This is a genomic window from Geodermatophilus sp. URMC 64, assembly GCF_053502555.1.
In genome coordinates this window covers 4,426,397-4,451,024 of sequence record NZ_CP199955.1, presented here as the reverse complement: position 1 = coordinate 4,451,024, position 24,628 = coordinate 4,426,397, and the positions used below count along the sequence as shown (strand labels likewise).

General features: G+C 74.4%; 31 protein-coding genes. 16 read left to right on the top strand and 15 right to left on the bottom strand.

The genetic code is table 11. The features are described from left to right. Positions 1-4: 4 nt before the first annotated feature. From ACWIYF_RS21685 to ACWIYF_RS21665, 5 genes are read left to right on the top strand one after another with little or no spacing between them, the layout of a single operon-like run. Entirely contained in the window at positions 5-1,036 is a 1,032-nt protein-coding gene (locus tag ACWIYF_RS21685) for a FecCD family ABC transporter permease (RefSeq protein WP_448624893.1), read from the top strand. Beyond that, the gene (locus ACWIYF_RS21680; RefSeq protein WP_448624892.1) at positions 1,033-2,085 is read left to right on the top strand and encodes a FecCD family ABC transporter permease; all 1,053 of its coding nucleotides are present in this window, start codon (positions 1,033-1,035) and stop codon (positions 2,083-2,085) included. The genes ACWIYF_RS21685 and ACWIYF_RS21680 overlap by 4 nt, the downstream gene beginning before the upstream one ends. Then, positions 2,082-2,915, top strand: coding sequence for an ABC transporter ATP-binding protein (locus tag ACWIYF_RS21675; RefSeq protein ID WP_448624891.1), 834 nt, complete (start codon positions 2,082-2,084; stop codon positions 2,913-2,915). The genes ACWIYF_RS21680 and ACWIYF_RS21675 overlap by 4 nt, the downstream gene beginning before the upstream one ends. Next, positions 2,912-3,868, top strand: coding sequence for an ABC transporter substrate-binding protein (locus ACWIYF_RS21670; protein WP_448624890.1), 957 nt, complete (start codon positions 2,912-2,914; stop codon positions 3,866-3,868). Before ACWIYF_RS21675 ends, ACWIYF_RS21670 begins: the two co-directional genes overlap by 4 nt. 10 nt (positions 3,869-3,878) lie before the next feature. Next, positions 3,879-4,661: an isocitrate lyase/PEP mutase family protein gene (locus ACWIYF_RS21665; RefSeq protein ID WP_448624889.1), complete on the top strand. Its 783-nt coding sequence runs from the start codon at positions 3,879-3,881 to the stop codon at positions 4,659-4,661. 1 nt (position 4,662) lies between these two features. Here the strand turns inward: ACWIYF_RS21665 and ACWIYF_RS21660 are convergent, their stop codons facing one another. Next, the gene (locus ACWIYF_RS21660; protein WP_448624888.1) at positions 4,663-5,871 is read right to left on the bottom strand and encodes an acyltransferase family protein; all 1,209 of its coding nucleotides are present in this window, start codon (positions 5,869-5,871) and stop codon (positions 4,663-4,665) included. A gap of 272 nt (positions 5,872-6,143) precedes the next feature. On the opposite strand from ACWIYF_RS21660, the gene ACWIYF_RS21655 reads away from it, so the two are divergent. Beyond that, on the top strand, positions 6,144-6,845 hold the full coding sequence (locus ACWIYF_RS21655; protein WP_448624887.1) for a response regulator transcription factor: 702 nt from the start codon (positions 6,144-6,146) through the stop codon (positions 6,843-6,845). 197 nt (positions 6,846-7,042) lie between these two features. Here the strand turns inward: ACWIYF_RS21655 and ACWIYF_RS21650 are convergent, their stop codons facing one another. The 12 genes from ACWIYF_RS21650 to ypfJ form a co-directional block, all read right to left on the bottom strand. Continuing rightward, entirely contained in the window at positions 7,043-7,777 is a 735-nt protein-coding gene (locus ACWIYF_RS21650) for a response regulator (RefSeq protein ID WP_448624886.1), read from the bottom strand. Continuing rightward, the gene (locus ACWIYF_RS21645; protein ID WP_448624885.1) at positions 7,771-8,334 is read right to left on the bottom strand and encodes a hypothetical protein; all 564 of its coding nucleotides are present in this window, start codon (positions 8,332-8,334) and stop codon (positions 7,771-7,773) included. Before ACWIYF_RS21645 ends, ACWIYF_RS21650 begins: the two co-directional genes overlap by 7 nt. A 30-nt stretch (positions 8,335-8,364) precedes the next feature. Further along, positions 8,365-8,538, bottom strand: coding sequence for a hypothetical protein (locus ACWIYF_RS21640; protein WP_448624884.1), 174 nt, complete (start codon positions 8,536-8,538; stop codon positions 8,365-8,367). Further along, complete coding sequence (locus ACWIYF_RS21635) at positions 8,535-9,164, bottom strand: signal peptidase I (protein ID WP_448624883.1); 630 nt, start codon at positions 9,162-9,164, stop codon at positions 8,535-8,537. The genes ACWIYF_RS21640 and ACWIYF_RS21635 overlap by 4 nt, the downstream gene beginning before the upstream one ends. Before the next feature lie 30 nt (positions 9,165-9,194). Beyond that, on the bottom strand, positions 9,195-9,815 hold the full coding sequence (locus ACWIYF_RS21630) for a TasA family protein (protein WP_448624882.1): 621 nt from the start codon (positions 9,813-9,815) through the stop codon (positions 9,195-9,197). Between the two features lie 205 nt (positions 9,816-10,020). After that, the gene (locus ACWIYF_RS21625; protein ID WP_448624881.1) at positions 10,021-11,274 is read right to left on the bottom strand and encodes an ATP-binding protein; all 1,254 of its coding nucleotides are present in this window, start codon (positions 11,272-11,274) and stop codon (positions 10,021-10,023) included. Continuing rightward, a complete protein-coding gene (locus ACWIYF_RS21620; RefSeq protein ID WP_448624880.1) occupies positions 11,271-11,651 on the bottom strand; it encodes a response regulator transcription factor in 381 nt (126 codons plus the stop codon). Before ACWIYF_RS21620 ends, ACWIYF_RS21625 begins: the two co-directional genes overlap by 4 nt. Positions 11,652-11,744: 93 nt before the next feature. Further along, complete coding sequence (locus tag ACWIYF_RS21615; protein WP_448624879.1) at positions 11,745-12,410, bottom strand: DUF3618 domain-containing protein; 666 nt, start codon at positions 12,408-12,410, stop codon at positions 11,745-11,747. 22 nt (positions 12,411-12,432) lie between these two features. Next, a complete protein-coding gene (locus ACWIYF_RS21610; RefSeq protein WP_448624878.1) occupies positions 12,433-12,969 on the bottom strand; it encodes a phage holin family protein in 537 nt (178 codons plus the stop codon). A gap of 3 nt (positions 12,970-12,972) precedes the next feature. Then, on the bottom strand, positions 12,973-13,809 hold the full coding sequence (locus ACWIYF_RS21605; RefSeq protein WP_448624877.1) for a hypothetical protein: 837 nt from the start codon (positions 13,807-13,809) through the stop codon (positions 12,973-12,975). A gap of 203 nt (positions 13,810-14,012) precedes the next feature. Continuing rightward, positions 14,013-14,792: an enoyl-CoA hydratase/isomerase family protein gene (locus tag ACWIYF_RS21600; RefSeq protein ID WP_448624876.1), complete on the bottom strand. Its 780-nt coding sequence runs from the start codon at positions 14,790-14,792 to the stop codon at positions 14,013-14,015. A gap of 25 nt (positions 14,793-14,817) precedes the next feature. Next, a complete protein-coding gene (ypfJ, locus tag ACWIYF_RS21595; protein ID WP_448624875.1) occupies positions 14,818-15,741 on the bottom strand; it encodes a KPN_02809 family neutral zinc metallopeptidase in 924 nt (307 codons plus the stop codon). Between the two features lie 239 nt (positions 15,742-15,980). On the opposite strand from ypfJ, the gene ACWIYF_RS21590 reads away from it, so the two are divergent. Then, the gene (locus tag ACWIYF_RS21590; protein ID WP_448624874.1) at positions 15,981-16,427 is read left to right on the top strand and encodes a nitroreductase family deazaflavin-dependent oxidoreductase; all 447 of its coding nucleotides are present in this window, start codon (positions 15,981-15,983) and stop codon (positions 16,425-16,427) included. Positions 16,428-16,552: 125 nt separating this feature from the next. Here the strand turns inward: ACWIYF_RS21590 and ACWIYF_RS21585 are convergent, their stop codons facing one another. Next, complete coding sequence (locus tag ACWIYF_RS21585; RefSeq protein ID WP_448624873.1) at positions 16,553-17,524, bottom strand: aldo/keto reductase; 972 nt, start codon at positions 17,522-17,524, stop codon at positions 16,553-16,555. A gap of 62 nt (positions 17,525-17,586) precedes the next feature. Here ACWIYF_RS21585 and ACWIYF_RS21580 point away from each other — a divergent pair, with 62 nt between their 5' ends. Together ACWIYF_RS21580 and ACWIYF_RS21575 are read left to right on the top strand one after the other, a co-directional pair. Beyond that, positions 17,587-18,345, top strand: coding sequence for a helix-turn-helix domain-containing protein (locus tag ACWIYF_RS21580; protein WP_448624872.1), 759 nt, complete (start codon positions 17,587-17,589; stop codon positions 18,343-18,345). Positions 18,346-18,367: 22 nt separating this feature from the next. Beyond that, positions 18,368-19,267, top strand: coding sequence for a hypothetical protein (locus ACWIYF_RS21575; RefSeq protein WP_448624871.1), 900 nt, complete (start codon positions 18,368-18,370; stop codon positions 19,265-19,267). On the opposite strand, the gene ACWIYF_RS21570 is transcribed toward ACWIYF_RS21575, so the two are convergent. Further along, the gene (locus tag ACWIYF_RS21570) at positions 19,264-20,331 is read right to left on the bottom strand and encodes a winged helix DNA-binding domain-containing protein (protein ID WP_448624870.1); all 1,068 of its coding nucleotides are present in this window, start codon (positions 20,329-20,331) and stop codon (positions 19,264-19,266) included. The two genes, ACWIYF_RS21575 and ACWIYF_RS21570, sit on opposite strands and share 4 nt — an antisense overlap. Before the next feature lie 125 nt (positions 20,332-20,456). On the opposite strand from ACWIYF_RS21570, the gene ACWIYF_RS21565 reads away from it, so the two are divergent. From ACWIYF_RS21565 to ACWIYF_RS21535, 7 genes are all read left to right on the top strand, one after another. Beyond that, positions 20,457-21,209: an SDR family NAD(P)-dependent oxidoreductase gene (locus ACWIYF_RS21565; RefSeq protein ID WP_448624869.1), complete on the top strand. Its 753-nt coding sequence runs from the start codon at positions 20,457-20,459 to the stop codon at positions 21,207-21,209. Between the two features lie 13 nt (positions 21,210-21,222). Further along, positions 21,223-21,801, top strand: a complete 579-nt coding sequence (locus ACWIYF_RS21560; RefSeq protein ID WP_448624868.1) for a class I SAM-dependent methyltransferase — start codon at positions 21,223-21,225, stop codon at positions 21,799-21,801. A gap of 121 nt (positions 21,802-21,922) precedes the next feature. Further along, complete coding sequence (locus ACWIYF_RS21555; RefSeq protein ID WP_448624867.1) at positions 21,923-22,144, top strand: three-helix bundle dimerization domain-containing protein; 222 nt, start codon at positions 21,923-21,925, stop codon at positions 22,142-22,144. Positions 22,145-22,310: 166 nt separating this feature from the next. After that, positions 22,311-22,736: a DUF1801 domain-containing protein gene (locus ACWIYF_RS21550; RefSeq protein WP_448624866.1), complete on the top strand. Its 426-nt coding sequence runs from the start codon at positions 22,311-22,313 to the stop codon at positions 22,734-22,736. Positions 22,737-22,784: 48 nt separating this feature from the next. Then, positions 22,785-23,105, top strand: a complete 321-nt coding sequence (locus ACWIYF_RS21545; RefSeq protein WP_448624865.1) for a DMT family transporter — start codon at positions 22,785-22,787, stop codon at positions 23,103-23,105. After that, the gene (locus tag ACWIYF_RS21540) at positions 23,105-24,271 is read left to right on the top strand and encodes a type III PLP-dependent enzyme (RefSeq protein ID WP_448624864.1); all 1,167 of its coding nucleotides are present in this window, start codon (positions 23,105-23,107) and stop codon (positions 24,269-24,271) included. The genes ACWIYF_RS21545 and ACWIYF_RS21540 overlap by 1 nt, the downstream gene beginning before the upstream one ends. Positions 24,272-24,303: 32 nt before the next feature. Further along, complete coding sequence (locus ACWIYF_RS21535; protein ID WP_448624863.1) at positions 24,304-24,624, top strand: ATP-binding cassette domain-containing protein; 321 nt, start codon at positions 24,304-24,306, stop codon at positions 24,622-24,624. The last annotated feature ends 4 nt before the right edge of the window (positions 24,625-24,628 follow it).

The following is a 24,628-nucleotide window of genomic DNA, read 5'->3' as shown; positions in this document are numbered from 1 at the left end:
GGCGGTGCGGGCGCCCGCGAGGAAGGCGCCCGCGTCCCGGCGGCGTGCCCTCCTGCTCGGTGGGCTGCTCGCGCTGCTGGTGCTGCTCGCCGTCGCGGCGGCGGCGAGCATCGCGGCCGGCGCCCGCGCGATCTCCCCCGGCGACGTCTGGTCGGCGCTGTTCTCCCCGACCGGGTCGGACGACGACGTGGTGGTCCGATCCCTGCGGCTGCCGCGCACCGGGCTCGGGCTCGCGGTCGGGATCGCCCTCGGGGTCGCCGGCGGGCTGATCCAGGGCCACACCCGCAACCCGCTGGCCGACCCGGGGCTGCTCGGGGTGAGCTCCGGCGCGGCGTTCGCCGTCTGCCTGGCCGTCTACGCCTTCGGCGTCACCTCCGTCACGGGCTCGGTGTGGTTCGCCCTCGGCGGCGCGCTGGTCGCCAGCGTCGTCGTCTTCGTCCTCGGCACGCTCGGCGAGGGCGGGGGGACGCCGGTCACGCTGGCCCTGGCCGGGGCGGCGGTGACCGCGCTGCTCTCCGCGCTGACCAGCACGCTCGTGCTCAGCGACCAGACCACGCTGGACGCCTACCGGTTCTGGGTGGTCGGCTCGCTGGTCGGCCGGGGCGAGGACGTCGTCGTCCGGGTGCTGCCGTTCCTGCTCGCCGGCCTGCTGCTGGCCGCGCTGAACGCGCCGGCGCTCAACACCCTGCAGCTGGGTGAGGACGTCGCCCGCGGCCTCGGTCAGCGGATCGTCCTCGCCCGCGGCACCGGCATCGCCGCGGTCACCCTGCTGACCGGCGCCGCGGTCGCGGTCACCGGGCCGATCGCGTTCGTCGGGCTGGTCGTGCCGCACCTCGCCCGCGCGATCACCGGCCCGGACCACCGCTGGCTGCTGCCCTACGCCGGCCTGCTCGGGGCGATCCTGCTGCTCACCTCGGACGTCGTCGGCAGGCTGCTGGCCCGGCCGGCCGAGCTGCCGGTCGGGCTCGTGCTCGCCTTCGTCGGGGCGCCGTTCTTCATCGCGCTGGTGCGCCGCCGGAAGCTGGTGACGCTGTGACGCTGGCCGTGCGGCGGGCGGTGCGGTTCGGCCCGGTCTCCGCCGCCTGGCGGCCGCGGGCGGTGGCCGTGCCGGTGCTGCTGGCCGCCGTCGTCCTGCTGCTGATGGCCGTCGACGTCGGCCGCGGCGACTTCCCGCTGACCGTGCCGCAGGTCCTGCAGGTGCTCGTCGGCGGGGGTGCCGATGCCGACCGGTTCATCGTGCTGGAGCTGCGGCTGCCCCGGTCGCTGACCGCCGTCCTGGTGGGGCTGGCGTTCGGCATGTCCGGGGCGATCCTCCAGTCGGTCGCCCGCAACCCGCTGGCCAGCCCGGACGTCCTCGGCATCGGCTGGGGCGCGTCGGCCGCGGCCGTCGCGGTCATCGTGATCGGCGGGGGAGGGGCCGGTGCGCTGGCGACCGTCGGGCTGCCGGTCGCTGCGCTGCTCGGCGGGCTGCTCACCGCGGCGGCGATCTACGCCCTGGCCTGGCGGCAGGGGGTGACCGGCTTCCGGCTGGTGCTGGTCGGCATCGCGGTCGCCGCGGTGCTCGCGTCGCTGACCAACTACCTGCTGATCCTCGCCGACATCACCGAGGCGACCCGGGCCACCGTCTGGCTCACCGGCAGCCTCAACGGCCGGGGCTGGGAGCACGTCGTCCCGGTCGGGATCGTCGTCGGGCTCGCGGCGCTGCTGTGCGTCGTCACCGGCGCATCGCTGCGCGCGCTGCGGCTCGGTGAGGACAGCGCGCGGGCGCTGGGCATCCGGCTGCAGACGGCCCAGGCCGGACAGGTCGCGCTCGCGGTGGCGCTGGCCTCCGTGGCGGTCGCCGCCGCCGGGCCGATCCCGTTCGTCGCGCTCATCGCGCCGCAGGTGGCGCTGCGGCTGGTCCGCTCGGCCGGGCCGCCGGTGCTGGCCGGCGGCCTGGTCGGCGCGCTGCTGGTCGTCGGCGGGGACGTCGTCTCGCGGACGCTGCTGCCCGCCGAGCTGCCGGTCGGCATCCTCACCGCCGTCATCGGCGCCCCGTACCTCATCTACCTGCTCGCCCGTCGCACCCGGAGGACCGACGCATGACCTTGACCGTGGACGCTCCCGTGACCTCGCGGTTGGCCGCCCGCGGGATCACCCTCGGCTACGGCGAGCGCGTCGTCGTCCGCGACCTCGACCTCGCCCTCCCCGACGGCGCGGTGACCGCCGTCATCGGGCCCAACGGCTGCGGCAAGTCGACGCTGCTGCGCGCGCTCGGCCGGCTGCTGCGCCCGCGCGGCGGCGAGGTGCTGCTCGACGGCAAGCGGATCGACCGGCAGCCGACCCGCGAGGTCGCCCGGGTGCTCGGCATGCTGCCCCAGTCGCCGGTCGCGCCGGAGGGGATCACCGTCGCCGATCTGGTCACCCGGGGCCGGCACCCGCACCAGGCGTGGTTCCGGCAGTGGTCGAAGGACGACGAGGCAGTGGTGGCGCGCTCCATGGAGGAGACCGGCGTCCTCGACCTGGCCGACCGCCCGGTCGACGCGCTGTCGGGCGGCCAGCGGCAGCGGGCCTGGATCGCGATGGCGCTGGCCCAGGGCACCGACCTGCTGCTGCTGGACGAGCCGACGACGCACCTGGACCTGGCGCACGCCGTCGAGGTGCTCGACCTGGTCGACCGGCTGCACACCCGCGGCCGCACCGTCGTCATGGTGCTGCACGACCTCAACCTGGCCGCCCGTTACGCCGACCACCTGGTCGCGATGCGCGCCGGCCGGATCGTCGCCGCCGGCCCGCCGCGCGAGGTGCTCACACCGGACCTGCTGGCCGAGGTGTTCGGTCTGCAGGCCGTCGTCCTGCCCGACCCGGTGTCCGACGGCGTGCTCGTCGTCCCCGTCGGGAGTTCCCGCACGTCCCGAGAGCAAGGAGAATCGTGACCGCGCACCGTTCCCTCCGGCTGGCCGTCCTCGTCCTGGCCGCCGCCCTGCCGCTCGCCGCCTGCGGCGGCACGTCCGGGGAGGAGCCCGCCGCCGGGTCGCCGCCCGCCGCCGACGGCGCCTTCCCGCGGACGGTCGAGCACGCGATGGGATCGACGGAGATCGCCGAGCAACCGGTGCGGGTCGTCGTGCTCGACACCGGCGAGCTGGACTCGGCGCTGGCCCTGGGCGTCACCCCGGTCGGCGCGGTGACGACGGACGTCTCCTCCGGCTTCCTCAGCTACCTGGCCGAGGACGCCGCTGACGTCGAGCAGGTCGGTACGATCGGCGAGCCCAACCTCGAGGCGATCGCCGCGCTGCGGCCGGACCTGATCCTGTCGAACGAGGTGCGCCACGAGGAGCTCTACGACGAGCTGTCGGCGATCGCCCCGACGGTGTTCGCCGAGCAGGTCGGTGCGGTCTGGAAGGACAACCTGCTGCTGGCCGCCGAGGCGCTCGGTCTGGAGGACGAGGCGGAGGCCGCGCTGGCCGACTACGAGCAGGAGGCGGCGGGCCTCGGCGAGCGGCTCGGGGAGCCGCTGCCGACGGTGAGCCCGGTGCGCTTCGTGCAGGGCACGGTTCGCGCCTACCGGCCGGAGTCGTTCCTGGGCACGGTGCTCGCCGACGTCGGGCTGCCCCAGCCCGAGCTGCCGGCCGGCGAGGTGCCGCAGTTCGCCGAGCTTAGCCCGGAGGAGCTGTCGCTGGCCGACGCCGACGTCGTCCTCTACTCCTCCTTCGGGGACACCGTGGACTCCGGGCAGAAGGCCGTCGTCGGCGGACCGCTGTGGCCGCGGCTGAGCGCGGTCGAGGCCGGCCGGGCCTACCAGGTCGAGGACGACGTCTTCTTCACCGGCATCGGCCTGACCGCGGCGACCCTGATCCTCGACGACCTCGCGGACCTGCTGGCCCCGTAGGTTGTCCGGCATGCCGGATCTCGCCGCCCGCGCCCGCACCCTGCTCGACCTGCACACCGCACCGGAGATCCTGGTGCTGGCCAACGTGTGGGACGTCGTCTCGGCGCAGGTGGTGGCGGCGACCCAGGGGGTGCGGGCGCTGGCCACGGCCAGCCACTCGATCGCGGCCACCTTCGGCTACGAGGACGGCGAGAACATCCCGCTGGACCTGCACCTGGACATGGTCGCCCGCATCGCCGCGGCCGTGGACCTGCCGGTGACCATGGACTTCGAGGCCGGCTACGGCGACCCGGGAGAGACGGCGCGGCGGGCGATCGCGGCCGGTGCCGTCGGCGGCAACCTCGAGGACCGGATGAGGCCGCTCGACGACGCCGTCGCCGCGGTGGAGGCGGTGCTGCGCGCGGGCCGGGACGCCGGGATCGACTTCGTGCTCAACGCCCGCACCGACGCGTTCCTGCACGCCGGCCGGGACGCCGACCGCGGTTCGCTCGTGGCCGAGGCGGTCCGCCGGGGCCGGGCGTTCCTCGAGGCGGGCGCCCCGGTGGTGTTCGTGCCCGGCGCCGTCGACCGGGACGAGATCGCCGCCCTGGTCGACGGTCTCGGCCCCCGCAAGCTCAGCGTCATCGCGGTGCCGAAGGTCTCGCCGGCGGTGCGCGAGCTCGAGGAGCTGGGCGTCGCGCGGGTCTCCACCGGCCCGTTCACCCAGCGGGTCGCGCTGACCGCGCTGCAGGACGCGACGGCGGAGCTCCTCGCCGGCGGCACCCTGCCCGCCGGCACCCGCACCCTCAACTGAGTCAGGCGGCGGCGAGGCGCGCGGGCAGCACCGGCCCCTCGAGCAGGTGCGCATGGTGCGGCTGCTCGATCCGCGACGGCACCGGCCGCGGCGCGGGGTCCGCGACCATCTGCGGCGTCGGGGTCGCCGGGAGGATGCGGTCGCGCAGCGCGAGGGCCGGGCGCTCGACCAGCACCGTCGCGGCCATGCCGACCCCGATCGCGACGCCGTACTTCACCGCCAGGGCACCCGGCGTCGAGGCCTCCCAGTCCATCCCGAGCCAGCCGAGCGCGAGCTGCGCGGCGAAGACGTGCCAGATGTAGATGCCGTACGAGAAGCGGCCCAGGGCTGCCATCGGCGCGGTCACCCAGCGCATTCGCGGCACCCAGGCGGCCTGGTACAGCAGCAGGAGGACGGCGGCGGCGGTCAGGTAGGCGACGGTGAAGCCGACCGTGCTGCCGACCGGGCCGGACTTGCCGACCGTGGCGAGGAACCCGACCCCCAGCGCGGTGACGCCCAGCCACAGCCGGCGGCGCTGCAGCAGCCCCGCGAACCACTCCGGCCAGCGCACGCTGGCGACGGCGAGCAGCACACCGGCGGCGAGGGAGTCGACGCGGAAGTGCGTCCGCCACTGCAGCCGCGTCTCGCTGACCCCGGCGAGGCTGCCGGTTACCCGGAAGACCAGCGCCGCGACCAGAACTCCGACGAGGATCCCGGCGAGCAGCTTGAGCGACCCCCGGCGGCGGGCGAACACCGGGAACAGCAGGGCCAGCGCCAGGTAGAAGTGCTCCTCGACGGCCAGCGACCACAGGTGCGACAGCGACGTGCCGGCGTAGTTCTGCACGTGCAGCGCGTTCTGCCACAGGTAGGAGCCCAGCGGCTCGGCGCCGAACAGCGCGTGCACCGCGAGGAAGAGGTACAGCACCGGCCAGAGCTTGAAGATGCGGCGGACAGTGAACCGCCGTCCGTCGAAGGTGCCGGTGCGGGCGTGCTCGCCGAGCACGATCCGGCCCATGAGGAAGCCGCTGAGCACGAAGAACAGGTCGACCCCGGCCCAGCCGAACTGCTTGCCGGGCCACTGCAGGACGTCGATGACGACGTTGCCGCTCGGGCCGCTGAAGTGCCAGCCGAGGGCGAGCACGATCGCCGTGCCCCGGATCACGTCGAGGTCGAGCCGGCGGCCCTTGGCGCCGGCGGCCGGTGCGGTGCGGTGTCTCCGAAGCGACGGCATCGTTCTCGACGGTAGGGGCGGCTGCTGGCGCTCGCAGGGGAAGAGTGGAGTCGTCCAGTGGCTCTCCGTCATCCTTCCCGGTCAGCGGACCCTGCTGTGACGCGTTTCATCTACCCGGCGGCCGATCGCCGTATTCACCCGGACGGGGGAGGGGCGCCGGCTGGGCGCAGCCGTCCCGCTCAAGCACGGACAGCGACCTGCCGATCACCCGAGCAGGTGACGCAGGACCGCCCTGCCTGCCTGCGACCGTCAGACGTGAGGAGGAGAGGTCGTTGCCCGATCAGTCCGTGCTCGTCGTCGAGGACACCGACGAGATCCGCGAGCTCGTCGCGACGGTCCTCGGCAAGGCCGGGTTCGACGTCCGTGCGGTCGGCACGGGCGAGGAGTGCATGGCGGAGGTCCGCCGGCAGACCCCCGACCTGATCGTGCTCGACCTCGGCCTCCCGGACGCCGACGGCACCGAGATCTGCCGCCAGGTGCGCGCCGAGACCGAGTGCTACGTCCTCATGCTCACCGCCCGCGCCGAGGAGGTGGACCTGCTGATCGGGCTGGCCGTCGGCGCGGACGGGTACATGGCCAAGCCGTTCTCGCCCCGCGAGCTGGTCGCCCGCGTGCAGGCGATGCTGCGCCGTCCGCGGGCCGTCGTCCCCACCCCGCGTGAGCCGATCGAGGAGACGGTGCGCCGGCTCGCCGAGCTCGAGGTGGACGAGGACAGCCGCGAGGTCCGGGTGGACGGCGCCGTCGTCGACCTGACCCGCACCGAGTTCGACCTGCTCGCGGCGCTGGCCTCGCGACCGGGCCGGGTGCTCCAGCGCGAGACGCTGCTGCGCGAAGTCTGGCAGACCGACTGGGAGGGCAACCTCCGGCTGGTCGAGGCCCACATGTCCAACCTGCGCCGCAAGCTGCAGGCCGCCGGCCTCAGCTCGCCGGAGATCAAGACCATCCGGGGTGTCGGCTACCGCCTCGTCGCCTGACAGGTCCGCCCGGCCCGCCCGGCCGCCACGATCAGCTCAGCTCACCGAAAGGGGTCCTCCCTCACGTCCCACCGTGAGGGAGGACCCCTTTCGATCAGGTCAGCTGATCCCGCGCGCCGAACACGCGAGCGGGCGTCGGGGTGGGCACGTGCCCACTCCGACGCCCGATCGCGTCCCCGAGCCACTCCGACGAGAGCTCAGACCACCCCCGCCAGCAGGGCGCTGGTCGCGGACCGGCTCCCGCTGGTGGCTCGAAGGCTGAGCAGCTGCAGCTCCATCAGCCGGCTCTGCGTGACGACGCCGCGGCGGGCCTCGGCGGCGATGTCCTGGCACACGGTGGCGATCTCCGGGTGGCCCAGCTGACCGCTGGCCCCGGCCAGGGTCTGCGCGGCCGAGGCCACGGCCATGGCGTCGCCGGAGCGCGCGCCGTCGGTGATCAGCGACAGCCGGTGTGGCAGCGCGCTGACGTACATCTCCTGCAGCCGGTCCATCGTGTCGGCGTCGATGTCGGCCTGGTGCAGGTCCTCCACCTCGCGGACGACCCGCAGGTGGCGGGGCCGGGCCGGCGCGGCGGATCCTGCGATCCGGCTGCGGAGGAAGTCGATGAGTGCCCGCGGGTCGATCGGCTTGGCCAGGCACCCGAGGGCGCCGACGGAGGCGGCCGCGGTGCGGATCCGCTGGGTCGGGTTCGCGGTGACGACCAGGAACCGGGCGCGGGAGCCGGACCGGCGCAGCTCGGCCAGCAGGGCCAGGCCGCTCTCGCCGCGCAGGACCGCCTCGGTCACGACCAGGTCGAGGTCGTGGCCGGCGGCGGCGCGCAGCGCGTCCCGGGAGCCGGCGGCCTCGACGACCTGCCAGCCGCCCAGCCGGAGCAGCACGCCGACGCGGTGGCGGGCGTTGCGCGAGGGGTCGACGACGAGGGCGGTCAGCATGTGATGGTGTCCGTTCGGGGGGCGTCCGCGGTCCAGCCGTAGCTGGTGAGGGTGCGGACGGTGAGCTGCACGCCGGGGACCAGGTACTGCGCGTCGACGGTGTCGCTCATCCGGGTGGCGGGCGTCTGCCCCAGCGGGTAGGTGCCGGCACCGTTCACGTACGCGAAGAGTCCGTAGCCGGTGACGCCGCGAGAGTTGCTCGCAGTCCAGGAGACGTCCACGTAGGCCGTGGTGTACCGGGTGGTCGTGGTCGTGGTGTTGCCGCTCTGGGACGTCGTCCGGTCCGAGATGATCGACCTGGTCGACGTGATGGACGTGGTCGTCGTCGACCAGCTCGAACCCGTCGTCGGGTCCGTGGTGACCTTGGTCGTCGTCGTCGTGAGGGTGCAGGACGTCTGGACCCGCACCTTGGTCGGCGGGGCCACGGTCTCCGTGGTGATCACGGCGGCCTGCGCGGTCGCGGTGTCGGCGAACTGGGCGCCGGCCGGGAGCGCGGAGCCCAGGAGCACGGCGGCGGCGGTACTCAGCAGGACGGCGGTGCGCCGGATGCGGGTCATTGTCGGGGCCTCCTCTCGGGATGTGGCTGGTCAGTGGGTTCGGGAGCCGGAAGGTGTCTCCGGCAGGCGGTTCCAGAGCTCGGCGTCGAGGTCGACCTCGTGGAGGTCGTCGGCGTCGTGGATCGGCTCGAGGGCCGCGGAGGGATGAGCCAGCCGCGCCAGGAGCCGCTGCACGCCGTCCTCGTCCAGGACGATGCGGGTCATTCGTCGTCCTCGTCGTCCTCGGCCGGCCGCCAGATGGAGAGGATCAACCAGCCGGCGAGCAGCGCGGGGGCGCCGTAGATCAGCGCCTTGGAGACGACGGGGTTGCGCAGCGCCTGGATGACGTGCCCGAGCTCCGGGATCACGGCCTGCACCTGGTAGGCGGTGTCGCCCTGCAGCGTGGCCTTCCACGGGTCGACCGCCTTGTTCGCGTCGCCCTTGGTCTGGACGGTGATGCTGCCGTCGGCCCCGTGCTCGACCGAGATGACCCGGTGGGTGACGACGCGGTGGTCGTCGATCGGGATGTGGTAGCTGATCACCATGCCCTCGGTGACGTCCTCGATCTGCAGCGGAGTCGAGATGACGACGTCGCCCGGGTCGATCTGCGGCGACATGGAGCCGGTCAGCATCGTCATCGTGCGGTAGCCGAGGACGTGCGGACCGACGGCGAGGATCGCGAACGCCAGCGCCGCCACGACGACCAGTCCGCGGACGAACCAGCGGGTGGTGCCGGCGAGCAGCGCGCGCGCCAGGTCGGCCCGGCGGGCGGTTGCGGAGGTGGCCGTCTCGACCTCCGGGGGCAGCGCGAGGGCTGCCCCCGGACGGCGGACGGGGAGCACGGCGGTCATCGGAGATCCCTGGGAGTCGTCAGACCGCGATCACTTGGCCGCAGCGGCGCGCTGCGTACCGGTGAAGGTCAGGCTGAGCGAGGCGGTCTTGTTCTGGAACGTGTTGTCGGCCGACGTCGGCAGCGAGACCGAGAAGGCGAGGTAGTCCACGCCGCCCGGGTTCAGGCTGGCCGGGCTCGGGAGGGCGACGCTGATCGCGGCGGGGCCGCTGTACATCGCGCGCTCGGTGCCGGAGCAGGTGTAGGCCGGCGCGGCCGCCGTCCCGCCCTGGGTCCAGGCCACGGAGCAGGCCTTCACGGCCAGCTGGAGGCCGTTGACCGTGTCGGTGGTCAGGTTGTTGGCCGCGCCCGTGGAGAGCGAGGTCAGCGTGACCGAGGACAGCGCCGTGCTGCCGTCGTTCGACAGGTTCACCGCGCGGGTGACCGAGTCGCCCGGGACGAAGTTCGGCGTGGTGACCGGGATCGCGTAGGCGCCGGCCGGCTGGTTCAGGTTGATGTCCAGGGTGCCGGTCTGGACCGTGGTCGCGACCGGGGTGGTGCTGTCGGTGAAGGTACCGAAGGTGCCGAGACCGGCGACGGCGGCGGCGGTGCCGGCGATGGCCAGCGAGCCGACGACCTTGCGGGTGGTGCTCCGGCGGGTCTTGCTGCTCATGTCCGTTCTCCCTGTGTCCGTGTCGTCGCAGGGCGTTCCCGGCGACAGGGAGAACTCTGAGCGGCCAACCGCAGGGCACCCGCCCGGAATCCGCAAGGAATCCGCAAGGCTCGTTCGGGAAAGCCTCAGATCGGCAGAGAACCCCGGGATCTCGCGCTCTCGCGGCCCGACAAGCGTGCTTTATCGGGATAGAGCGCGGAGTGGGTCAGCGGGGGAGGGCGAGCGTGAAGGTGGTGCCCGCGCCCTCGGCGCTGGAGAGCTCCAGCGTGCCGCCGTGCGCGGTGGTGATCGCCTTGGTGATCGACAGGCCCAGGCCGACGCCGGCGACGGCGGCGCGCCGTGCGGTCGAGGCGCGGAAGAAGCGGGTGAACAGCTTGCCCTGCTCGCCGGCGGGGATCCCGATGCCGGTGTCGCTGACCGACAGCTCGGCCACCGGGACGCCGTCGCGCGAGGCGGCGCGCAGCGCGATCGTCACGCGCCCGCCGGCGGGCGTGAACTTCACGGCGTTCGAGACGAGGTTGTCGCAGGCCTGGCCCAGGCGCATCGCGTCGCCGGAGACGACCAGCCCCTCCGCGGGGACGTCGACCCGCACGTCCACGCCGGCGGCCGCGGCGGTCACGCGGACGGTCTCCTCCGCGGCACGGGCGACGGCGGCGAGGTCGACGTCCTCGGGGGTGAGCGTGAACCGGCCGGCCTCGACCTGCGCGGTGAACAGCAGGTCGCCGACGAGGGCGAGCAGCCGCTGCGCGTTGCGCTCGACGGTGCGCAGGTAGCCGGCCTGCGACTCGGTCAGCGGCTCGTCCTCGTCGTCGAGGACCAGCTCGAGGTAGCCGAGGATCGAGGTCAGCGGTGTGCGCAGCTCGTGGCTGATGAGGCTCACGAACTGGTCCTTCATGCGCTCGGTCGCGCGGGCCTCGGTCACGTCGGTGCCGACGAAGTTCCAGCCGGCCTGCACGCCGCGGTCGTCGGTGCGCGGCGTGATGGCCACCGAGACGGCGCGGTGCGTGCCGTCGGCGGCCACGTACGTCCAGTCGCGGACGTCGCTGCCGTTCTCCTGCGCGGCGTGCACGAGCGCCTCGATGCCGTCGGGGACGCCGGTTGCCTCGCCCGCCTCCTCCAGCTCCTCCGGCAGGTGGAACTCGGTGATCGACCGCTGGCGGACGACGGCGGCGCGCGGCAGGCCGAGCATCCGCTCCGCGCCGGGGTTCCAGACGCGGATGACGCCGTCCCGGTCGGTGCCGATGATCGACTGCTCGGTGACCGCGTCGATGACGCTGGTCATCGTGCGCGCGCGGGCGCGCAGCATGCGGGTGGCGACCTCGAGCTCCTCGCCGCGGGTCTGCATCTGCGCGTGCAGGGTCGCCTGCTCGGCCTCCAGCCGCTCGATCTGCGCGGCCTGCCGGGCCACGGTGCGCCGCAGTTCCTGGATCACGTGCGTCGGGTTCGCCAGCTCGGTCATGCCGCGAGCTCCCGCACCCGGGCGACCAGCGCGGCGAGGCCGAAGGGCTTGGCGAGGTAGGCGTCGGCACCGGCGGCCAGGCCGCGGGCGACGTCGTCGGCGGAGGCGCCGGCGGAGAGCAGGAGCACGCGGATGCCCGCGGTGGCCTCGTCGGCGCGCAGCGCGGTGCAGACCTCGAGCCCGGTGCGGCCGGGCATGGAGACGTCGAGGACGGCGAGGTCAGGGAGCTCGGCGCGGGTGGCGGACAGCGCGGCGTCGCCGTCGGCGACGGAGGCCGCGACGGTGCAGCCGGCCTTGCGCACCGCCAGGCCGACGAGCGCGCGGATGTCCTCCTCGTCGTCGGCCACGAGCACGCGCGGCGCCGTCGGATCGTCCACGAGAAGGGCAACGGCGGTCCGGGGAGCCGCCTGCAGCACGACGGCGCCGTCCCCACCCCTTCGGGGTGAGAACGGCGCCGCCGGTGGGTCAGGTCAGGAACGCGCCTGGCTCTGCACCGTGTCCTTGGACTGCTGGGCCTGGCCCTGGACGTCCTGGGCGGCCGCCTGGCCCTCCTGCTTGACCGTCTGGGCGGCGTCCTGGGCGGTGGCCTTCACCGACTCGGCGGCCTCCTGCGCGGCCGGCTTGAGCTGCTCGCCCATCTGCTGCGCGGCCTCCTTGGCCGGCGCCAGCAGCGCGTCCTTGTTCTCGCGGACCGCCTGCTCGGCCTGCTGGGCCAGCTGCTTCTCCTTCTCCGATGCAGGCAGCAGGCTCGACACCAGCCAGCCGACGCCGAAGGCGATCACCCCGGCGGCCAGGGGGTTGCCCTGGGTCTGCCGCACCACCATGTCCGGCGTCTCCTGGACGGTGCTCACGGCGGAGGACGCCGCGTTCTGCACCGACTCGGCCGCGCTGGACGCGGCGCCCTGCACCGAGCCGGCCGCGTTCTGGGCCCGGTACTGCATCGACGAGGTCGTGTCCGAAGCGCTCCCCATCACCTTCTCCTTGGCCCGTGCGAAACGGCCCTTGGCGGCGGACACCCGCCGGTCCATGACACGGGCCGGGTTGACCTTCTCGTTGAGGGCGTCGACGTCGTAGCTCAGCTCGCGCCGCGTGTCCTCGATCTGCCGCCGGATGACGTCCGGGTCACTGCTGGTCATGTCTCACTACTCCTGAGTCTGATCAGTTCGGCTTGAGGGCGCCGGGCACCTGCTGCAGCGTGTCCACGGTCCGTTCGGGCTTGGGGTTGACCTCGCGGAACTTCTTGCGGCCCATCACGAAGGCAATGGCCCCGATCACCGCCCAGATCACGGCAACGATCAGCGCGGCCAGGCCCGCGTCCATGACGTTCTCCAGCGCCCACCACAGGGCGATGGAGAGGAAGAGCAGGACCATGTAGCCGGCGAAGCCGGCGGCGCCGAACATCCCGGCGCCCTGGCCCGCCTTCTTCGCCTCGACCTTGAGCTCGGCCTTGGCCAGCTCGAGCTCCTGGCGCATCAGCGTCGACAGGTCCTTGCTGACCTCACCGAGCAGCTGTCCGACCGAGGTGCCCTCGACGTCGGGGCGACCCTGGTCGGTCATGGGCGTGCCCATGGCGCCGCTGTGCGAGCCGTAGGACTCCGGGGGCACCGCATAGTTCGGGTCCCCCGGCGGCGGCTGGTAGCCGGGTTGGTAGCCGGGGGCGGACCCGGCCGTGGAGCCGGTGTAGGGGGTGCTCATCGATCACACCCCGCCCGGGCCGCGGTTCGGGTCGTCCCAGCCGGCCGGGGTGGTCGGCGGGACGGCGCTGCCGGCTGGTGGCACCGTGCCGTACGGCGGCGGGGGCAGCGGAGCGCCGCCGGTCGTGCCGGTGGTGCCGGTGGTGACCGTCTCGGTGTAGGCCGGCTCGGCGTAGACCGTCGTGTCGGTGTAGCCGGAGTAGGTCGGGGCCGGGTCGACGTAGTTCGTCGTGTAGCCGGTCGCACGGTACTGGCCGCCGGAGGAGCCGGAGTCGCTGTGCGCGGCCTTGACGCCGCTGGTCAGCCGGCCGGCGGCGACGCCCAGCAGGGCCGCGCCGAGCAGGAAGGTGCCCGGCTTGCGGCGGGCGAAGCTGCGGACCTCGTCGAGCAGGTCGGCCGGCTCCCGGTTCTGCAGCTTGTGGGAGAAGCTCTCGACGAAGCCTGCGGCCTGCTGCAGCAGGTCACGGGCGGGGCCGGGGGCGCCCGAGCTGGTGCCGTCGGCGAGCCCGCGCATCTCCTGGGCCAGCGACGAGAGGCCCTGTGCGGCCTTCTGCTGCTGGGAGATGGTCTGTTCCTTCAGCTGCGAGCGGCCCTGGTCGAGCAGGTCCCTGGCCTGCCGCTGGGTCTCCTGCGCGACCTCCTTGGCCTGATCGGCGGCGGTCGAGGCGACCTGGCTGCCGGCCTGCTGGGCGGTCTGCCCCAGGTTCTTCGCCTCGTCCTTGGCCACCTCGGTCGTGGACGACGTGCCACCGACGCTCGTGGCGCCGCTGGTGCTCGTGGTCGTGCCCGTGGTCGTGGTCGCAGGCGGGGGCGGGAATGGGGCGTCGATGGAGTGAGTCATCGGTCCTCCTCGGCGGTCGTTTGTGGTCGCACCTGGCGCTACCCCGTAGTGGATCTCCCACACGTGCCCGACCGGTTCGGTTCCGGGGCAGCAGGGCATCGCCGGGCGCGTCCATGCGCCTCGGGCGGGGGGAGCGCCGTCGTGCGACGGGCTGCTACCCGGTGGCGCCCAACCGAAACGGAACCGACCCGGCAGCGGTCGGCTCAGCCGGCCCAGGGGAAGCGCGGGGACCGCCGCTCGGCGAAGGCGGCGACCCCCTCCGAGAGCTCGCCGCTGCTGATCGTCTCGCGGTACCAGCGGGCGACCTCGGCCTCGCCGTCCCGGCCGGCGGTCAGCGCGGCGACCACCTCCTTGGTGGCCCGCTGGCTCAGCGCCGAGCGGCAGGCCAGGACGTCGGCGAAGCGGCGGACCTCGGCGTCGAGGTCGGCGGCCGGCACCAGCCGGTCGACCAGCCCGGCGCGCAGCGCGGTCGGCGCGTCGATCAGCTCGCCGCTGAACAGCAGGTACTTCGTCATCGCGGGCCCGACCAGGTCGATCAGCGCCCGGGTCGACGCCGGGGCGTAGACCACGCCGACCTTGGCCGGGGTCACCCCGAACACGCCGGTGGGGTCGGTGAAGCGCAGGTCGCAGGAGGCCGCGAGCTCCACTCCGCCGCCGATGCAGTGCCCGCGGATCGCCGCAACCGTCGGGTGCGGAAAGGCGCGCAGCGCCGCCTGGGCGGCCAGGTTGTCCCGGCGGACCGCGGCCATCGGGTCCTCGGCGTCCGGCCCGCTGAGCAGATCGGCGATGTCGGCGCCGGCGCAGAAGCTCGGCCCGGCCCCCGTGACGACGAGGACGCGGACGGCGGCGTCGTCGGCCAGGCCGGCGAGCAGGTCGGGCAGCGCGGCCCACATGCCCGCGGTCATGGCGTTGCGCTTGGCGGGCCGGTTGACGGTCAGCACGGCCACGGCGCCGTCGCGCTCGACGGTGAGGAGGTCGCTCACCCCCTCATCCAACAGTGCGGCCCGCTCAGCCCAGGTCGTCGGTCGCGAAGGTGTCGCACTGGTTGGGGTCGCCGGTCTGGTAGCCGGTGGTGAACCACCGTTGCCGCTGCTCCGAGGAGCCGTGCGTGAAGGCGTCCTGGTCCACGGTGCCGCCGCCGAGCTCCCGCTGGATGAAGTCGTCACCGATCCGGGAGGCGGCGTCGAGAGCCCGGTCGACGTCGTCCTGCGTGATGTCGGTGATGAGCGGCCGTCCCGACGCGGTGGGGACGTTCTCGGCGTGGTTGGCCCATGCGCCGGCGAAGCAGTCGGCCTGCAGCTCGAGGCGCACGGTGCCGCTGGTCGGCCCCGTCTCGCCCGGGTTCACCTGCTGGTTGATGCCGAGCAGGTTCTGCACGTGGTGCCCGTACTCGTGCGCGAGGACGTAGGCGTCGACGAACAGCCCGCCCTCGGCGCCGAACTGTTGCTGCAGGGTGTCGAAGAAGGTGAGGTCGATGTACACGAGCTGGTCCGCCGGGCAGTAGAACGGCCCCGATCCGCTCGTCGCGCCGCCGCACTGCGTCTGCACGGAGCCGGAGAAGAACACGGTGTCGGTCCGCTGGTAGCGCTGCCCCAGGGCCTGCTCCCAGAACTCCTGGATGGAGTTGATGGAGGCGACGACGGCGCACTCCTCGTGCTGGTTGGCGTCCGCGCCGGTCCGGCACTCCTGCTCGAGCTGCGTGTTGTCGGCCGACTGGCCCTGCCCGATGCTGCCGAAGCCGCTGAACCCCGTGCCGCCGGAGCCGCCGCCCCCGCCGAGGACGTTGATGAGCACCACGACGAGCAGGCCCACCACTCCCAGGCCGCCGCCGCCGACCGCGAGGCCGCGGCCTCCGAACCCACCTCCGCCGCCACCGCCCCGGACATCGGTGATGTCCGACGTGTCGAGGTCGGCACCCTCGTTGAACCTCATCTGCGCTGGCTTCCCGGATCGCCGCTCCGGAAACGCGGTGCTCAGCCCAGGTCGGCGCGGATGGCGGCGGCGACGCGCTGAGCGAGCTGCTCGTCGTCCCGGGCGCAGGCCCCGAGCAGGCCCCAGCCGAGGTCGCCGACGCGGCGCGAGCGGCGCAGCCAGACCGATGCGCCGCGGACCGGCGAGAGCTCGGCGCGCGTCGTCCTGCCGGGGCCGGGGAGCCGACCTAGATTCGGGTCATGCCCTTGGAAGGTGAGTACGAGCCGAGCGCCCAGGACTGGGTCCGCGAGCAGGTGGCGCGCTACGAGGCGACCGGCGGCCGCGAGGCCAACACGCTGCGCGACACCGGCCTGCCGATCGCGATCTTCTGGACCCGCGGCGCCACGTCGGGGAAGGTCCGCAAGAACGCCCTCATGCGGGTCGAGCACGACGGCGCCTACGCGATGGTCGGGTCGCAGGGCGGCGCCCCCACCGACCCGGCGTGGGTGACCAACGTGCGCCGGGCGCCCGACCAGGTGACGGTCCAGGACGGCCCGGAGCCCTGGGACGGCGTGGCCCGCGAGCTCTCCGGCGAGGAGCGCGACCTGTGGTGGAAGCGTGCCGTCGAGGCCTATCCGCCCTATGCCGAGTACCAGGAGAAGACCGACCGCCTCATCCCGGTCTTCCTCGTCGAGCGGGCGGCCTGACGCGCGGGCCGGGCGGGGGTCCTGCCGCGATCATCGGGACCACCGTGCGGCCGACGATGTGCGCAGGCAGTCGGTTCCTGACGCGGGACCTGACACCCTGCGCACGCTGATCCCGCCGAGGGTGCTCAGAAGCCCGCCACCGCGTGGGGCGTGTACGGCTCCTCGAGCCGGGCGATCTCCTCGTCGGTCAGCCGGACGTCGACGGCGGCCACGGCGTCGTCGAGGTGCGCGTCCTTGGTGACCCCGACGATCGGCGCGGTGATGACCGGCTTGGCCAGCACCCAGACGAGCGCGACCTGCGCCCGCGGGATGCCGCGTTCGCGCGCGATCTCGGCGACCCGTTCGACGATCGCGCGGTCGCTGCTCTCGTCGTAGAGGGTCTGGCCGAACCGGTCGGTGTCCGAGCGGGCCGTCGTCTCGTCCCAGTCGCGGGTCAGCCGGCCGCGGGCCAGCGGGCTCCACGGGATCACGCCGATGCCCTGGTCGGCGCAGAGCGGGTGCATCTCCCGCTCCTCCTCGCGGTTGAGCAGGTTGTAGTGGTCCTGCATGGAGACGAAGCGGTGCCAGCCGTGCTCGCCCGCGAGGTACAGGGCCTTGCTGAACTGCCAGGCCCACATGCTCGACGCGCCCAGGTAGCGCACCTTGCCCGAGCGCACCGCGGAGTCCAGCGCCTCCAGGGTCTCCTCGATCGGCGTGTGCGGGTCCCAGCGGTGGATCTGGTAGAGGTCGACGTAGTCGGTGCCGAGCCGGCGCAGGCTGTCCTCGAGCTCGCGGAGGATCGCCTTGCGGGACAGCCCGGCGCCGTTCGGCCCCGGGTGCATCCGGCCGTGCACCTTGGTCGCGAGGACGACGTCGTCCCGGCTGGCGAAGTCGCGGATCGCGCGGCCGGTGATCTCCTCGCTGGAGCCGGCCGAGTAGACGTTGGCGGTGTCGAAGAAGGTGATCCCGCTGGTGATCGCCTTCTCGATCAGCCGGCGGCTCTCCTCCTCGGGCAGGCTCCAGGGGTGCGCCCCGCGGTCCGGCTCGCCGAAGCTCATCATCCCCAGGCAGATCCGCGAGACCTCGAGACCGGTGGCGCCCAGGCGCGTGTACTCCATGCGTCCACCCTGGTGCGCCGACGGCCGCGCTGCCACCCCTCGGGCGTGGCACGCTCGGACCCGTGGGCTACGCCGAGCGCCCGGTCGGCGCACCGCTGGCCGACTTGGCCACCTGCGTGTGGGTGGCCCGCGGGGACGTGGGCCCGGTCGTGCCCGACGGCTGCACCGACCTGCTCTGGGACGGCGCGCGGCTCTCGGTCGCCGGCCCGGACCGGCGGTGGTGGGTCCCGCCGCAGCCGGCGTCGGGGTTCGTCGTCGGACTGCGGCTGCCGCCGGGCAGCGGACCGGCGCTGCTCGGGGTACCGGCCTCCGCGCTGGTCGACGAACGGCCCGGCCTCGCTGAGCTGTGGGGCCCGCTGGACCGGTGGACCGACGCCCTCGCCGCGGCGCGGCGGCCGGCCGACGCCGCGGCGGTCCTGGAACGGCTCGCGCTCGAGCGGCGGGCGCGGGCGGGGGAGCCCGACCCCGCGGTGCTGGCGGCGGTCGCCGGTGCCCGGCGGTGGCGCGGACCGGGCCTGGTGCGGGCGCTGAGCCGCTCGACGGGGTTCGGTGAGCGGCAGCTGCTGCGGCGCTTCGAGCGGGCGGTCGGCTACGGGCCCAAGCGGCTGCACCGGGTGCTGCGCTTCCAGCGCTTCCTCGGCCGGCTGGCCGCCTCCCCGGACGCCGACCTCGCCGGGGCGGCCGTCGAGGCCGGGTACGCCGACCAGGCCCACCTGACCCGGGACGCCGTCGAGCTCTCCGGGCGCACCCCGGCGCAGCTGCGCGAGCGGGCGCGGCGGCTGCGCGGCGCGGATGACCGAAACGTGCAAGACGCGGGCTGACCAGGGCGGGAGGCTTCCCGCCATGGACGTCGACCTGCACGCCGCGACCACGTTCGTCACCGGTTCCGCCCGGCTGCTCGACCGCCGGCGCCTCGACCTGCTGCTGGGCGGCGGCGACCGCGGCGCGGTGCTCGCCGCGCTGGACGGCTACGCCAACGCCGACGGCGGCTACGGCTGGGGCCTCGAGCCCGACCTGCGGGCGCCGGAGAGCCAGCCGGCCGGCGCCATGCACGCGCTCGAGGTGCTCGTCGAGGCGGCCGACCCCGGGGAGCCGCGCGCACAGGCCTTGCTGGACTGGCTGCAGCGGGTGACCCTGCCCGACGGCGGCCTGCCGTTCGCCCTGCCGGTGCGCGATCCGGCGGGCTGCGCGCCGTTCTGGGTGGGCGGGGACCCGACCGCGTCCGCGCTGCAGACCACCAGCCAGGTCGCCGCGCAGGCGCACCGGCTGGCCCGGGTGCGGCCCGACGTCGCCGCGTCGCCGTGGCTGCGCACCGCGACCGCGTACTGCACGGCGGCCATCCGCGGGATGAAGGAGGCCCCGCACGCCTACGAGCTGCTGTTCGCGGTGCGCTTCGCCGACGCCGCGGCCGGGGCCGTACCGGAGGCCGACGAGCTGCTCGAGGTGCTCGGCGCGTTCGTGCCCCCCGACGGCGCGGTGCCGGTGGCCGGCGGCTCGCCGGGGGAGGCGCTGCACCCGCTGGACCTCAGCCCCGAGCCCGACGCGCCGTCCCGCCGGCTGTTCCGCGCCGGCGTGGTGGAGGCGGACCTGGCCCGGCTGGCCGGCGCGCAGCAGCCCGACGGCGGCTGGCGGGTCGACTTCGCCTCCTACTCGCCGGCCGCCGCGGTGGAGTGGCGCGGCTACGCGACGGTCGGAGCCGTTTCCGTCCTCCGGCGCAACGGCGTCGTCCAGCGAGTCGTCTAGGGAAGAGCCGCCGCACGGGCCTCGATCGCCGTCCGGACGTCGTCGGGGAAGTCGGTGAACGGCTCGGCGACCAGCACCCGCTTCGCGCCCTTGCCGTTCCACCGCCAGGTGCCGACGATCCGGCCGTCGCTGACCACGGTCGGCCGGAACATGCCGTTGCCGCCGGGGACGATCCGGTCGGCGAACGCGGCGTCGAGGATCGCGCTGCGGTCGCCGTAGCCCAGCACGTACTCGTCGAACCCGGGGAGCAGGAGGACCCCCCGCGCCGCGCGGCGGGCGTCGGCCAGCAGGTCCGGCGTCGCCGGGTCGAGCAGGTGCTCGACACCGTCGACGTCGATAGCGGCCAGCTGCGGACGGACCCGCGCCAGCCCGGCCCGGACGGCGGTGAGGGTCAGGCCGGACCAGCGGGCGAGGTCGGCCACCGTGGCGGGGCCGTGGCTGCGGAAGAACCGCAGCGCCAGCTCGCCCAGGGCGTCTTCTCCCGTGAGCAGGCGGGGCGCCCGGATCCACTCGTCGGCGAGGACGAACAGCTGCTCGCCGCCCGGGCCGGCGGTCGGCCCCAGGCACAGCGTGCCGGTCTGGGCCAGGTACCAGAGCAGGTGGTAGCCGCGCTGGCCGGTGGGGGCGACGCCGCCCTTGTCGAACAGCTCCAGCAGGTCGGCGCGGGTCCGGCGGCCGCCGCCGGTCAGCTCGGTGACGGCCAGCTCCCGCGCCCGCTCCGTGTCGGCCTCGGTCAGGCCGAGGCCGGCTCGCCGCTTGGCCGCGCCGGCCAGCACGCGGGGGCCGCAGAGGTCCCGCAGCCAGCCGAGGTCCTCGGCGGCGACCAGGTGCAGCGTGCTGCGCATCGGCCACGAGCGCACGACCTCGCCGGCGTCCAGGGCCGCCTCGACGCCGGCACGCGTGGCGCCCGCGGTGCGCAGGGCGACCGAGGCCAGCGCGCCGGGGTAGTCCTGCGCCTGGACGGCGGTCAGCCACCGGACCGCCTCCGCCGCACTCGGCAGGGGCGGGCCGGCGAGGCGCTGCGCGACCAGCCGCAGCAGCGCCACCTCGTGCGACGTCGTCATGGCGCGACTGTGACAGGCCGGTACGACGTCCGGCCGCAATTCCCTGGCGCCCGACCGTGAGGGACGCGGATTCGTGGGTACCGGCGCGTCGGAACGGAGGGATGTCGCACCATGTCGCAGTTCTCGTGACCCGCCTCGCCGGCCGCCGCGTCATCGTGACCGGCGGCGCCCGCGGGGTGGGCGCCGCCATCGTCCGCACCTTCGCCGCCGAGGGCGCCCGCGTGGCGCTGCTCGACCGCCGCGCCGACGAGGCGGCCTCCCTGGCCGATACCGTCCGCGGCCGGGCCTGGACCGTCGACCTCGCCGACGTCGGCGCCACGCGGGAGGCCATGGACCGCGCGATCGCCTGGCTCGGCGGCCTCGACGTCCTCGTGAACAACGCCGGGATCCTGCGCTTCGGCGCGCTGCTCGACCTCGAGCCGGAGGAGTGGGACGAGGTCTTCGGGGTCAACACGCGGGCGATGCTCGTGACCACCCAGATGGCGGCGCGGGCCATGATCGCCTTCCGGACGCCGTCCGACGACTCCGCAGGCAAGATCGTGAACATGGCCGGCGCCGGTGGCCGGACCGGCGGCGCCGGGTACGCGCACTACGCCGCCTCCAAGGCCGCCGTCGTGGCGTTGACCCAGGCCGCCGCCCAGGAGCTCGGCCCGCACGGCATCACGGTCAACTGCCTGTGCCCGGGCTTCGTGCGCACAGACATGGGGACCGCGGACCGGAGCGTGCAGGACATCGCCGCGTGGTCCGCGCTGTCGCCGCTGGGCCGGCTGGCCGAGCCGGAGGACGTCGCCCGCGCGGCGTTGTTCCTCGCCTCGGACGACTCGAACTTCCTGACCGGTGACGCGCTCAACGTCGCCGGGGGGATGACCGTGCACTGACACACTCCCCGGCATGCGCGCCGCGGAGTGGGACGAGAGGTACGCCGAGCGCCAGCAGTGGTCGACCGGCCCGAACGCGCTGATCGCCTCGCTGCTCGCGGAGCTGCCGCCCGGCGACGCGGTGGACCTGGCCGCGGGGGAGGGGCGGCACGCCCTGTGGCTGGCCGGGCTCGGCTGGCGGGTGACCGCCGTCGACTTCTCGGCCGTCGGCCTGGACCGCGGGCGCACGCAGCCGGGCGCCGACCGGGTCACCTGGGTCGAGGCCGACGTCCTGTCCTGGGACGCGCCCGCGGCGTCGCTCGACGTGGTCCTCGTCGCCTACCTGCACCTGCCCGAGGCGGACACGGTCGCGCTGCTCACCCGGGCGGTGGGCTGGCTGCGGCCCGGCGGGCGGCTGCTGGTGCTCGGGCACGACGTGGCGAACATCGCCGCCGGCGTGGGCGGGCCGCAGGAGCCGGCGATCCTGCACAGCGTGGCGCGGCTGGCGCCGGTCGCGGCGCTGCTGGAGACGGACCGGCTCGAGCAGGTGCGTCGGGAGACCCCGGAGGGCATCGCCCTCGACACGCTCCTGTGGGGACGGCGGCCGGGTTAGCTGCCCATTGGACCTTGGTCCCTGGCGCCACGCCCGTCCCATCGGTCAAGGTGTGCACCCGATACGGAACGGCGCAGACCGCCCGCCGCCCCATGACCCCGCATCCGCGAGAGGACCGCCCATGACCTCGGTCGTCCCCACCGCTGCCGACCCCTCCGTCGACATCTCGGTCGACTCCGCCGTCGCCCGGCTGGCCGAGGAGTTCAGCGACACGCTGCGCCCGCAGCTGATCGTGCGGGTCGTGCGGCAGAGCCGGCGGGACCTCGGGGGTTCGCCGGTTGGGGCGATGCCGGAGCTGGTGGAGCGGCTGGCGCGGTACCGGCTGCAGGAGTCGATCAACTGAGTCGTTCGGTCACCGGTTGCCGCTAGCCCCCGCCCGTGATGGGGATGGGTGGTACCTCGGGTCCGGCGGGGCAGCGACGGCGGCGGATGGTCGCCGGGGTCCTCGTGTTCGCGCTCGTCCTGGGCGTCGCCGCCGTCCTGGTGTCGACGCTGGCGGGGTGACGGCCATGCCCGACGAGATCGAGGACTGGTTCGCCGCCGCCGGGCCCCGCGAGGAGGAGCTGCGCCGGGTCGACGCGCTGGTCATGGCGGCTGCGCCGGGGATCGACCGGCAGCTCGTCCCGGCGGGCAGCGGCCGGATGCTCGGCTACGGCCTCATGCCGTACAAGCCGAGGTCGGCCAAGGAGGCGACCCGGACGCCGTTGATCTCCCTGGCGGCGCAGAAGCGGCACCTGTCGCTGTACGTGTTCGCGGTGGTCGACGGCGCCTACCTCGCCGAGGCCCGCGCCGACCGGCTGGGCAGCGTCTCCTGCGGGAAGAGCTGCATCCGGTTCAGCTCGCTGGACAAGGTGGACGCCGACGAGCTCTCCGCCGTCGTCCGCGACGCGGTGGCGGCGACCGCCGCGGGACGCAACGCCGCCGCGGCCGGCTGACCACCCCTCGGGAGGTATCTGCGGGGAGGCGGGGACGCTCTCCCCGGCATGGTGTTCCTGGCCCTGACGGTGGTGGCCGACGTGACCGGCGTCGTGCTGCTGGGCAAGGCCCACGGCTTCGAGCGGCCGGGCCACCTGATCGGCGGGGTGCTGGCCCTGCTGCTCGGGTTCGTCATGTTCTCCTTCGCGACCCGGACGATCCCGGCCGGCCTGGCCAACGCGGTGTGGGCGGGGGCGAGCATCGTCCTGGTGGTGCTGCTCGGCCGGATCTTCCTGAGCGAGACGATCTCGGCGGCGCAGTACGTGTGCCTGGGCCTGATCCTGGCCGGCACGGTGGGGATCTACCTCCTCGGCCGGGCGCCCGCGTGATGGCCACCCTCACCGAGCCGACGTGGGCGGTGCCGACGGCGGCCGACCTGGGTCGGGAGCTGGCCGGGCTCGACCTGCCGCACCTCGTGGCGCGGCACGGCACCCCGCTGCTGGTGCTGGACCCGGCCCGGTTCACGGAGCAGTACCGGGTGCTGCGGCGGGCGCTGCCGGACGTGCGGCCGTACTACGCGGTGAAGGCCCTGGCGCACCGGTCGGCGCTGGCCGCCCTCCGCGACGAGGGCGGCTTCTTCGACGTCGCCTCGCCGCAGGAGGTCGCGCTGGTGGCCGGGCTGGGCGTGGCGCCGGACCGGTGCATCTACACGCACCCGGTCAAGAAGCCGGCCGACGTCGCGGCGGCCGTGCGGGCGGGCATCCGGACGTTCGTCTTCGACACCGAGCGCGAGCTGGACAAGTTCGCCGGTGCCGAGGACCGGGTCGAGCTGCTGCTCCGGCTCCGGTACCGCAACCCGGCGGCGCTCATCGACCTGTCCTACAAGTTCGGCGCAGAGCCCGACGAGGCCCTCGACCTGCTGCGCGCCGCGCGGCGGAAGGGCCTGGCGGTGACGGGTCTGTCGTTCCACCCGGGCAGCCAGCTGAGCAGCGTCGACCCGCTCGTGGAGGACATCCGGCACGCGGCGATGCTGCTCGACTGCCTGGCGGGCGTGGGCTTCCCGCTGGAGGTCCTGGACATCGGCGGCGGCCTGCCGGTGCCCTACGACGCCGCCGTCCCGCACCTGGACGGCTTCGTCGCCGCGATCGAGGAGGAGATCCGCCCGCTGATCCGCCGGGGGATCCGGGTGATCTCCGAGCCCGGGCGGTTCGTGGCCGCGCCGGCGATGCTGGCGGTGGCCGCCGTCGTAGGGGTGACCCGGCGCGGCGGGGCGCCCTGGTACTACCTGGACGACGGCGTGTACGGCAGCTTCTCGAACGTGCTGAGCGACCACGTCCAGCCCACGCTCTACGCGTACCGGGCCGAGGACCGCGAGACCGTCCCCAGCGTCGTCGCCGGGCCGACCTGCGACAGCACGGACGTCATCACGACGACGGCCATGCTCCCGGCGCTGGAGGTCGGCGATCTCGTGGTGGCGCCCTTCATGGGGGCCTACACCAGCGTGACGGCCTGCGAGTTCAACGGGATCCCGAAGGCGACGGTGGCCGTCCGCTGAAAGCCGGTTGCCCGTGCCGGGAGGATGGCCGGGTGGGCTTCGTCGACGTCTCCGGTGTGCGGCACACCCTGCCCGACGGAAGGGTCCTGCTCGACGACGTCTCGTTCCGGGTGGGGGACGGCGTCCGCGCCGCGCTGGTCGGCGAGAACGGGGCGGGCAAGACGACGCTGCTGCGGATCATCGGCGGCGACCTGACCCCCGAGGCCGGGACGGTGGCCCGCAGCGGCGGCCTCGGCGTCATGCGCCAGTTCATCGGCTCCGTCCGCGACGACACCACGGTCCAGCGGTTCCTCGTCGACTGTCGCCGCCCACCGTCCGCGCGGCGTGGGACGCCGTCGAGGCCGCCGAGCTGACCCT

Coding starts and splice junctions, on each gene's coding strand:
- ACWIYF_RS21675 (WP_448624891.1), top strand. CDS start 2,082: ATGACCTTGACCGTGGACGCTCCCGTGACCTCGCGGTTGGCCGCCCGC.
- ACWIYF_RS21665 (WP_448624889.1), top strand. CDS start 3,879: ATGCCGGATCTCGCCGCCCGCGCCCGCACCCTGCTCGACCTGCACACC.
- ACWIYF_RS21660 (WP_448624888.1), bottom strand. CDS start 5,871: ATGCCGTCGCTTCGGAGACACCGCACCGCACCGGCCGCCGGCGCCAAG.
- ACWIYF_RS21650 (WP_448624886.1), bottom strand. CDS start 7,777: ATGCTGACCGCCCTCGTCGTCGACCCCTCGCGCAACGCCCGCCACCGC.
- ACWIYF_RS21645 (WP_448624885.1), bottom strand. CDS start 8,334: ATGACCCGCATCCGGCGCACCGCCGTCCTGCTGAGTACCGCCGCCGCC.
- ACWIYF_RS21640 (WP_448624884.1), bottom strand. CDS start 8,538: ATGACCCGCATCGTCCTGGACGAGGACGGCGTGCAGCGGCTCCTGGCG.
- ACWIYF_RS21635 (WP_448624883.1), bottom strand. CDS start 9,164: ATGACCGCCGTGCTCCCCGTCCGCCGTCCGGGGGCAGCCCTCGCGCTG.
- ACWIYF_RS21630 (WP_448624882.1), bottom strand. CDS start 9,815: ATGAGCAGCAAGACCCGCCGGAGCACCACCCGCAAGGTCGTCGGCTCG.
- ACWIYF_RS21625 (WP_448624881.1), bottom strand. CDS start 11,274: ATGACCGAGCTGGCGAACCCGACGCACGTGATCCAGGAACTGCGGCGC.
- ACWIYF_RS21615 (WP_448624879.1), bottom strand. CDS start 12,410: ATGACCAGCAGTGACCCGGACGTCATCCGGCGGCAGATCGAGGACACG.
- ACWIYF_RS21610 (WP_448624878.1), bottom strand. CDS start 12,969: ATGAGCACCCCCTACACCGGCTCCACGGCCGGGTCCGCCCCCGGCTAC.
- ACWIYF_RS21605 (WP_448624877.1), bottom strand. CDS start 13,809: ATGACTCACTCCATCGACGCCCCATTCCCGCCCCCGCCTGCGACCACG.
- ypfJ (WP_448624875.1), bottom strand. CDS start 15,741: ATGAGGTTCAACGAGGGTGCCGACCTCGACACGTCGGACATCACCGAT.
- ACWIYF_RS21590 (WP_448624874.1), top strand. CDS start 15,981: ATGCCCTTGGAAGGTGAGTACGAGCCGAGCGCCCAGGACTGGGTCCGC.
- ACWIYF_RS21585 (WP_448624873.1), bottom strand. CDS start 17,524: ATGGAGTACACGCGCCTGGGCGCCACCGGTCTCGAGGTCTCGCGGATC.
- ACWIYF_RS21575 (WP_448624871.1), top strand. CDS start 18,368: ATGGACGTCGACCTGCACGCCGCGACCACGTTCGTCACCGGTTCCGCC.
- ACWIYF_RS21570 (WP_448624870.1), bottom strand. CDS start 20,331: ATGACGACGTCGCACGAGGTGGCGCTGCTGCGGCTGGTCGCGCAGCGC.
- ACWIYF_RS21560 (WP_448624868.1), top strand. CDS start 21,223: ATGCGCGCCGCGGAGTGGGACGAGAGGTACGCCGAGCGCCAGCAGTGG.
- ACWIYF_RS21555 (WP_448624867.1), top strand. CDS start 21,923: ATGACCTCGGTCGTCCCCACCGCTGCCGACCCCTCCGTCGACATCTCG.
- ACWIYF_RS21550 (WP_448624866.1), top strand. CDS start 22,311: ATGCCCGACGAGATCGAGGACTGGTTCGCCGCCGCCGGGCCCCGCGAG.
- ACWIYF_RS21545 (WP_448624865.1), top strand. CDS start 22,785: ATGGTGTTCCTGGCCCTGACGGTGGTGGCCGACGTGACCGGCGTCGTG.
- ACWIYF_RS21540 (WP_448624864.1), top strand. CDS start 23,105: ATGGCCACCCTCACCGAGCCGACGTGGGCGGTGCCGACGGCGGCCGAC.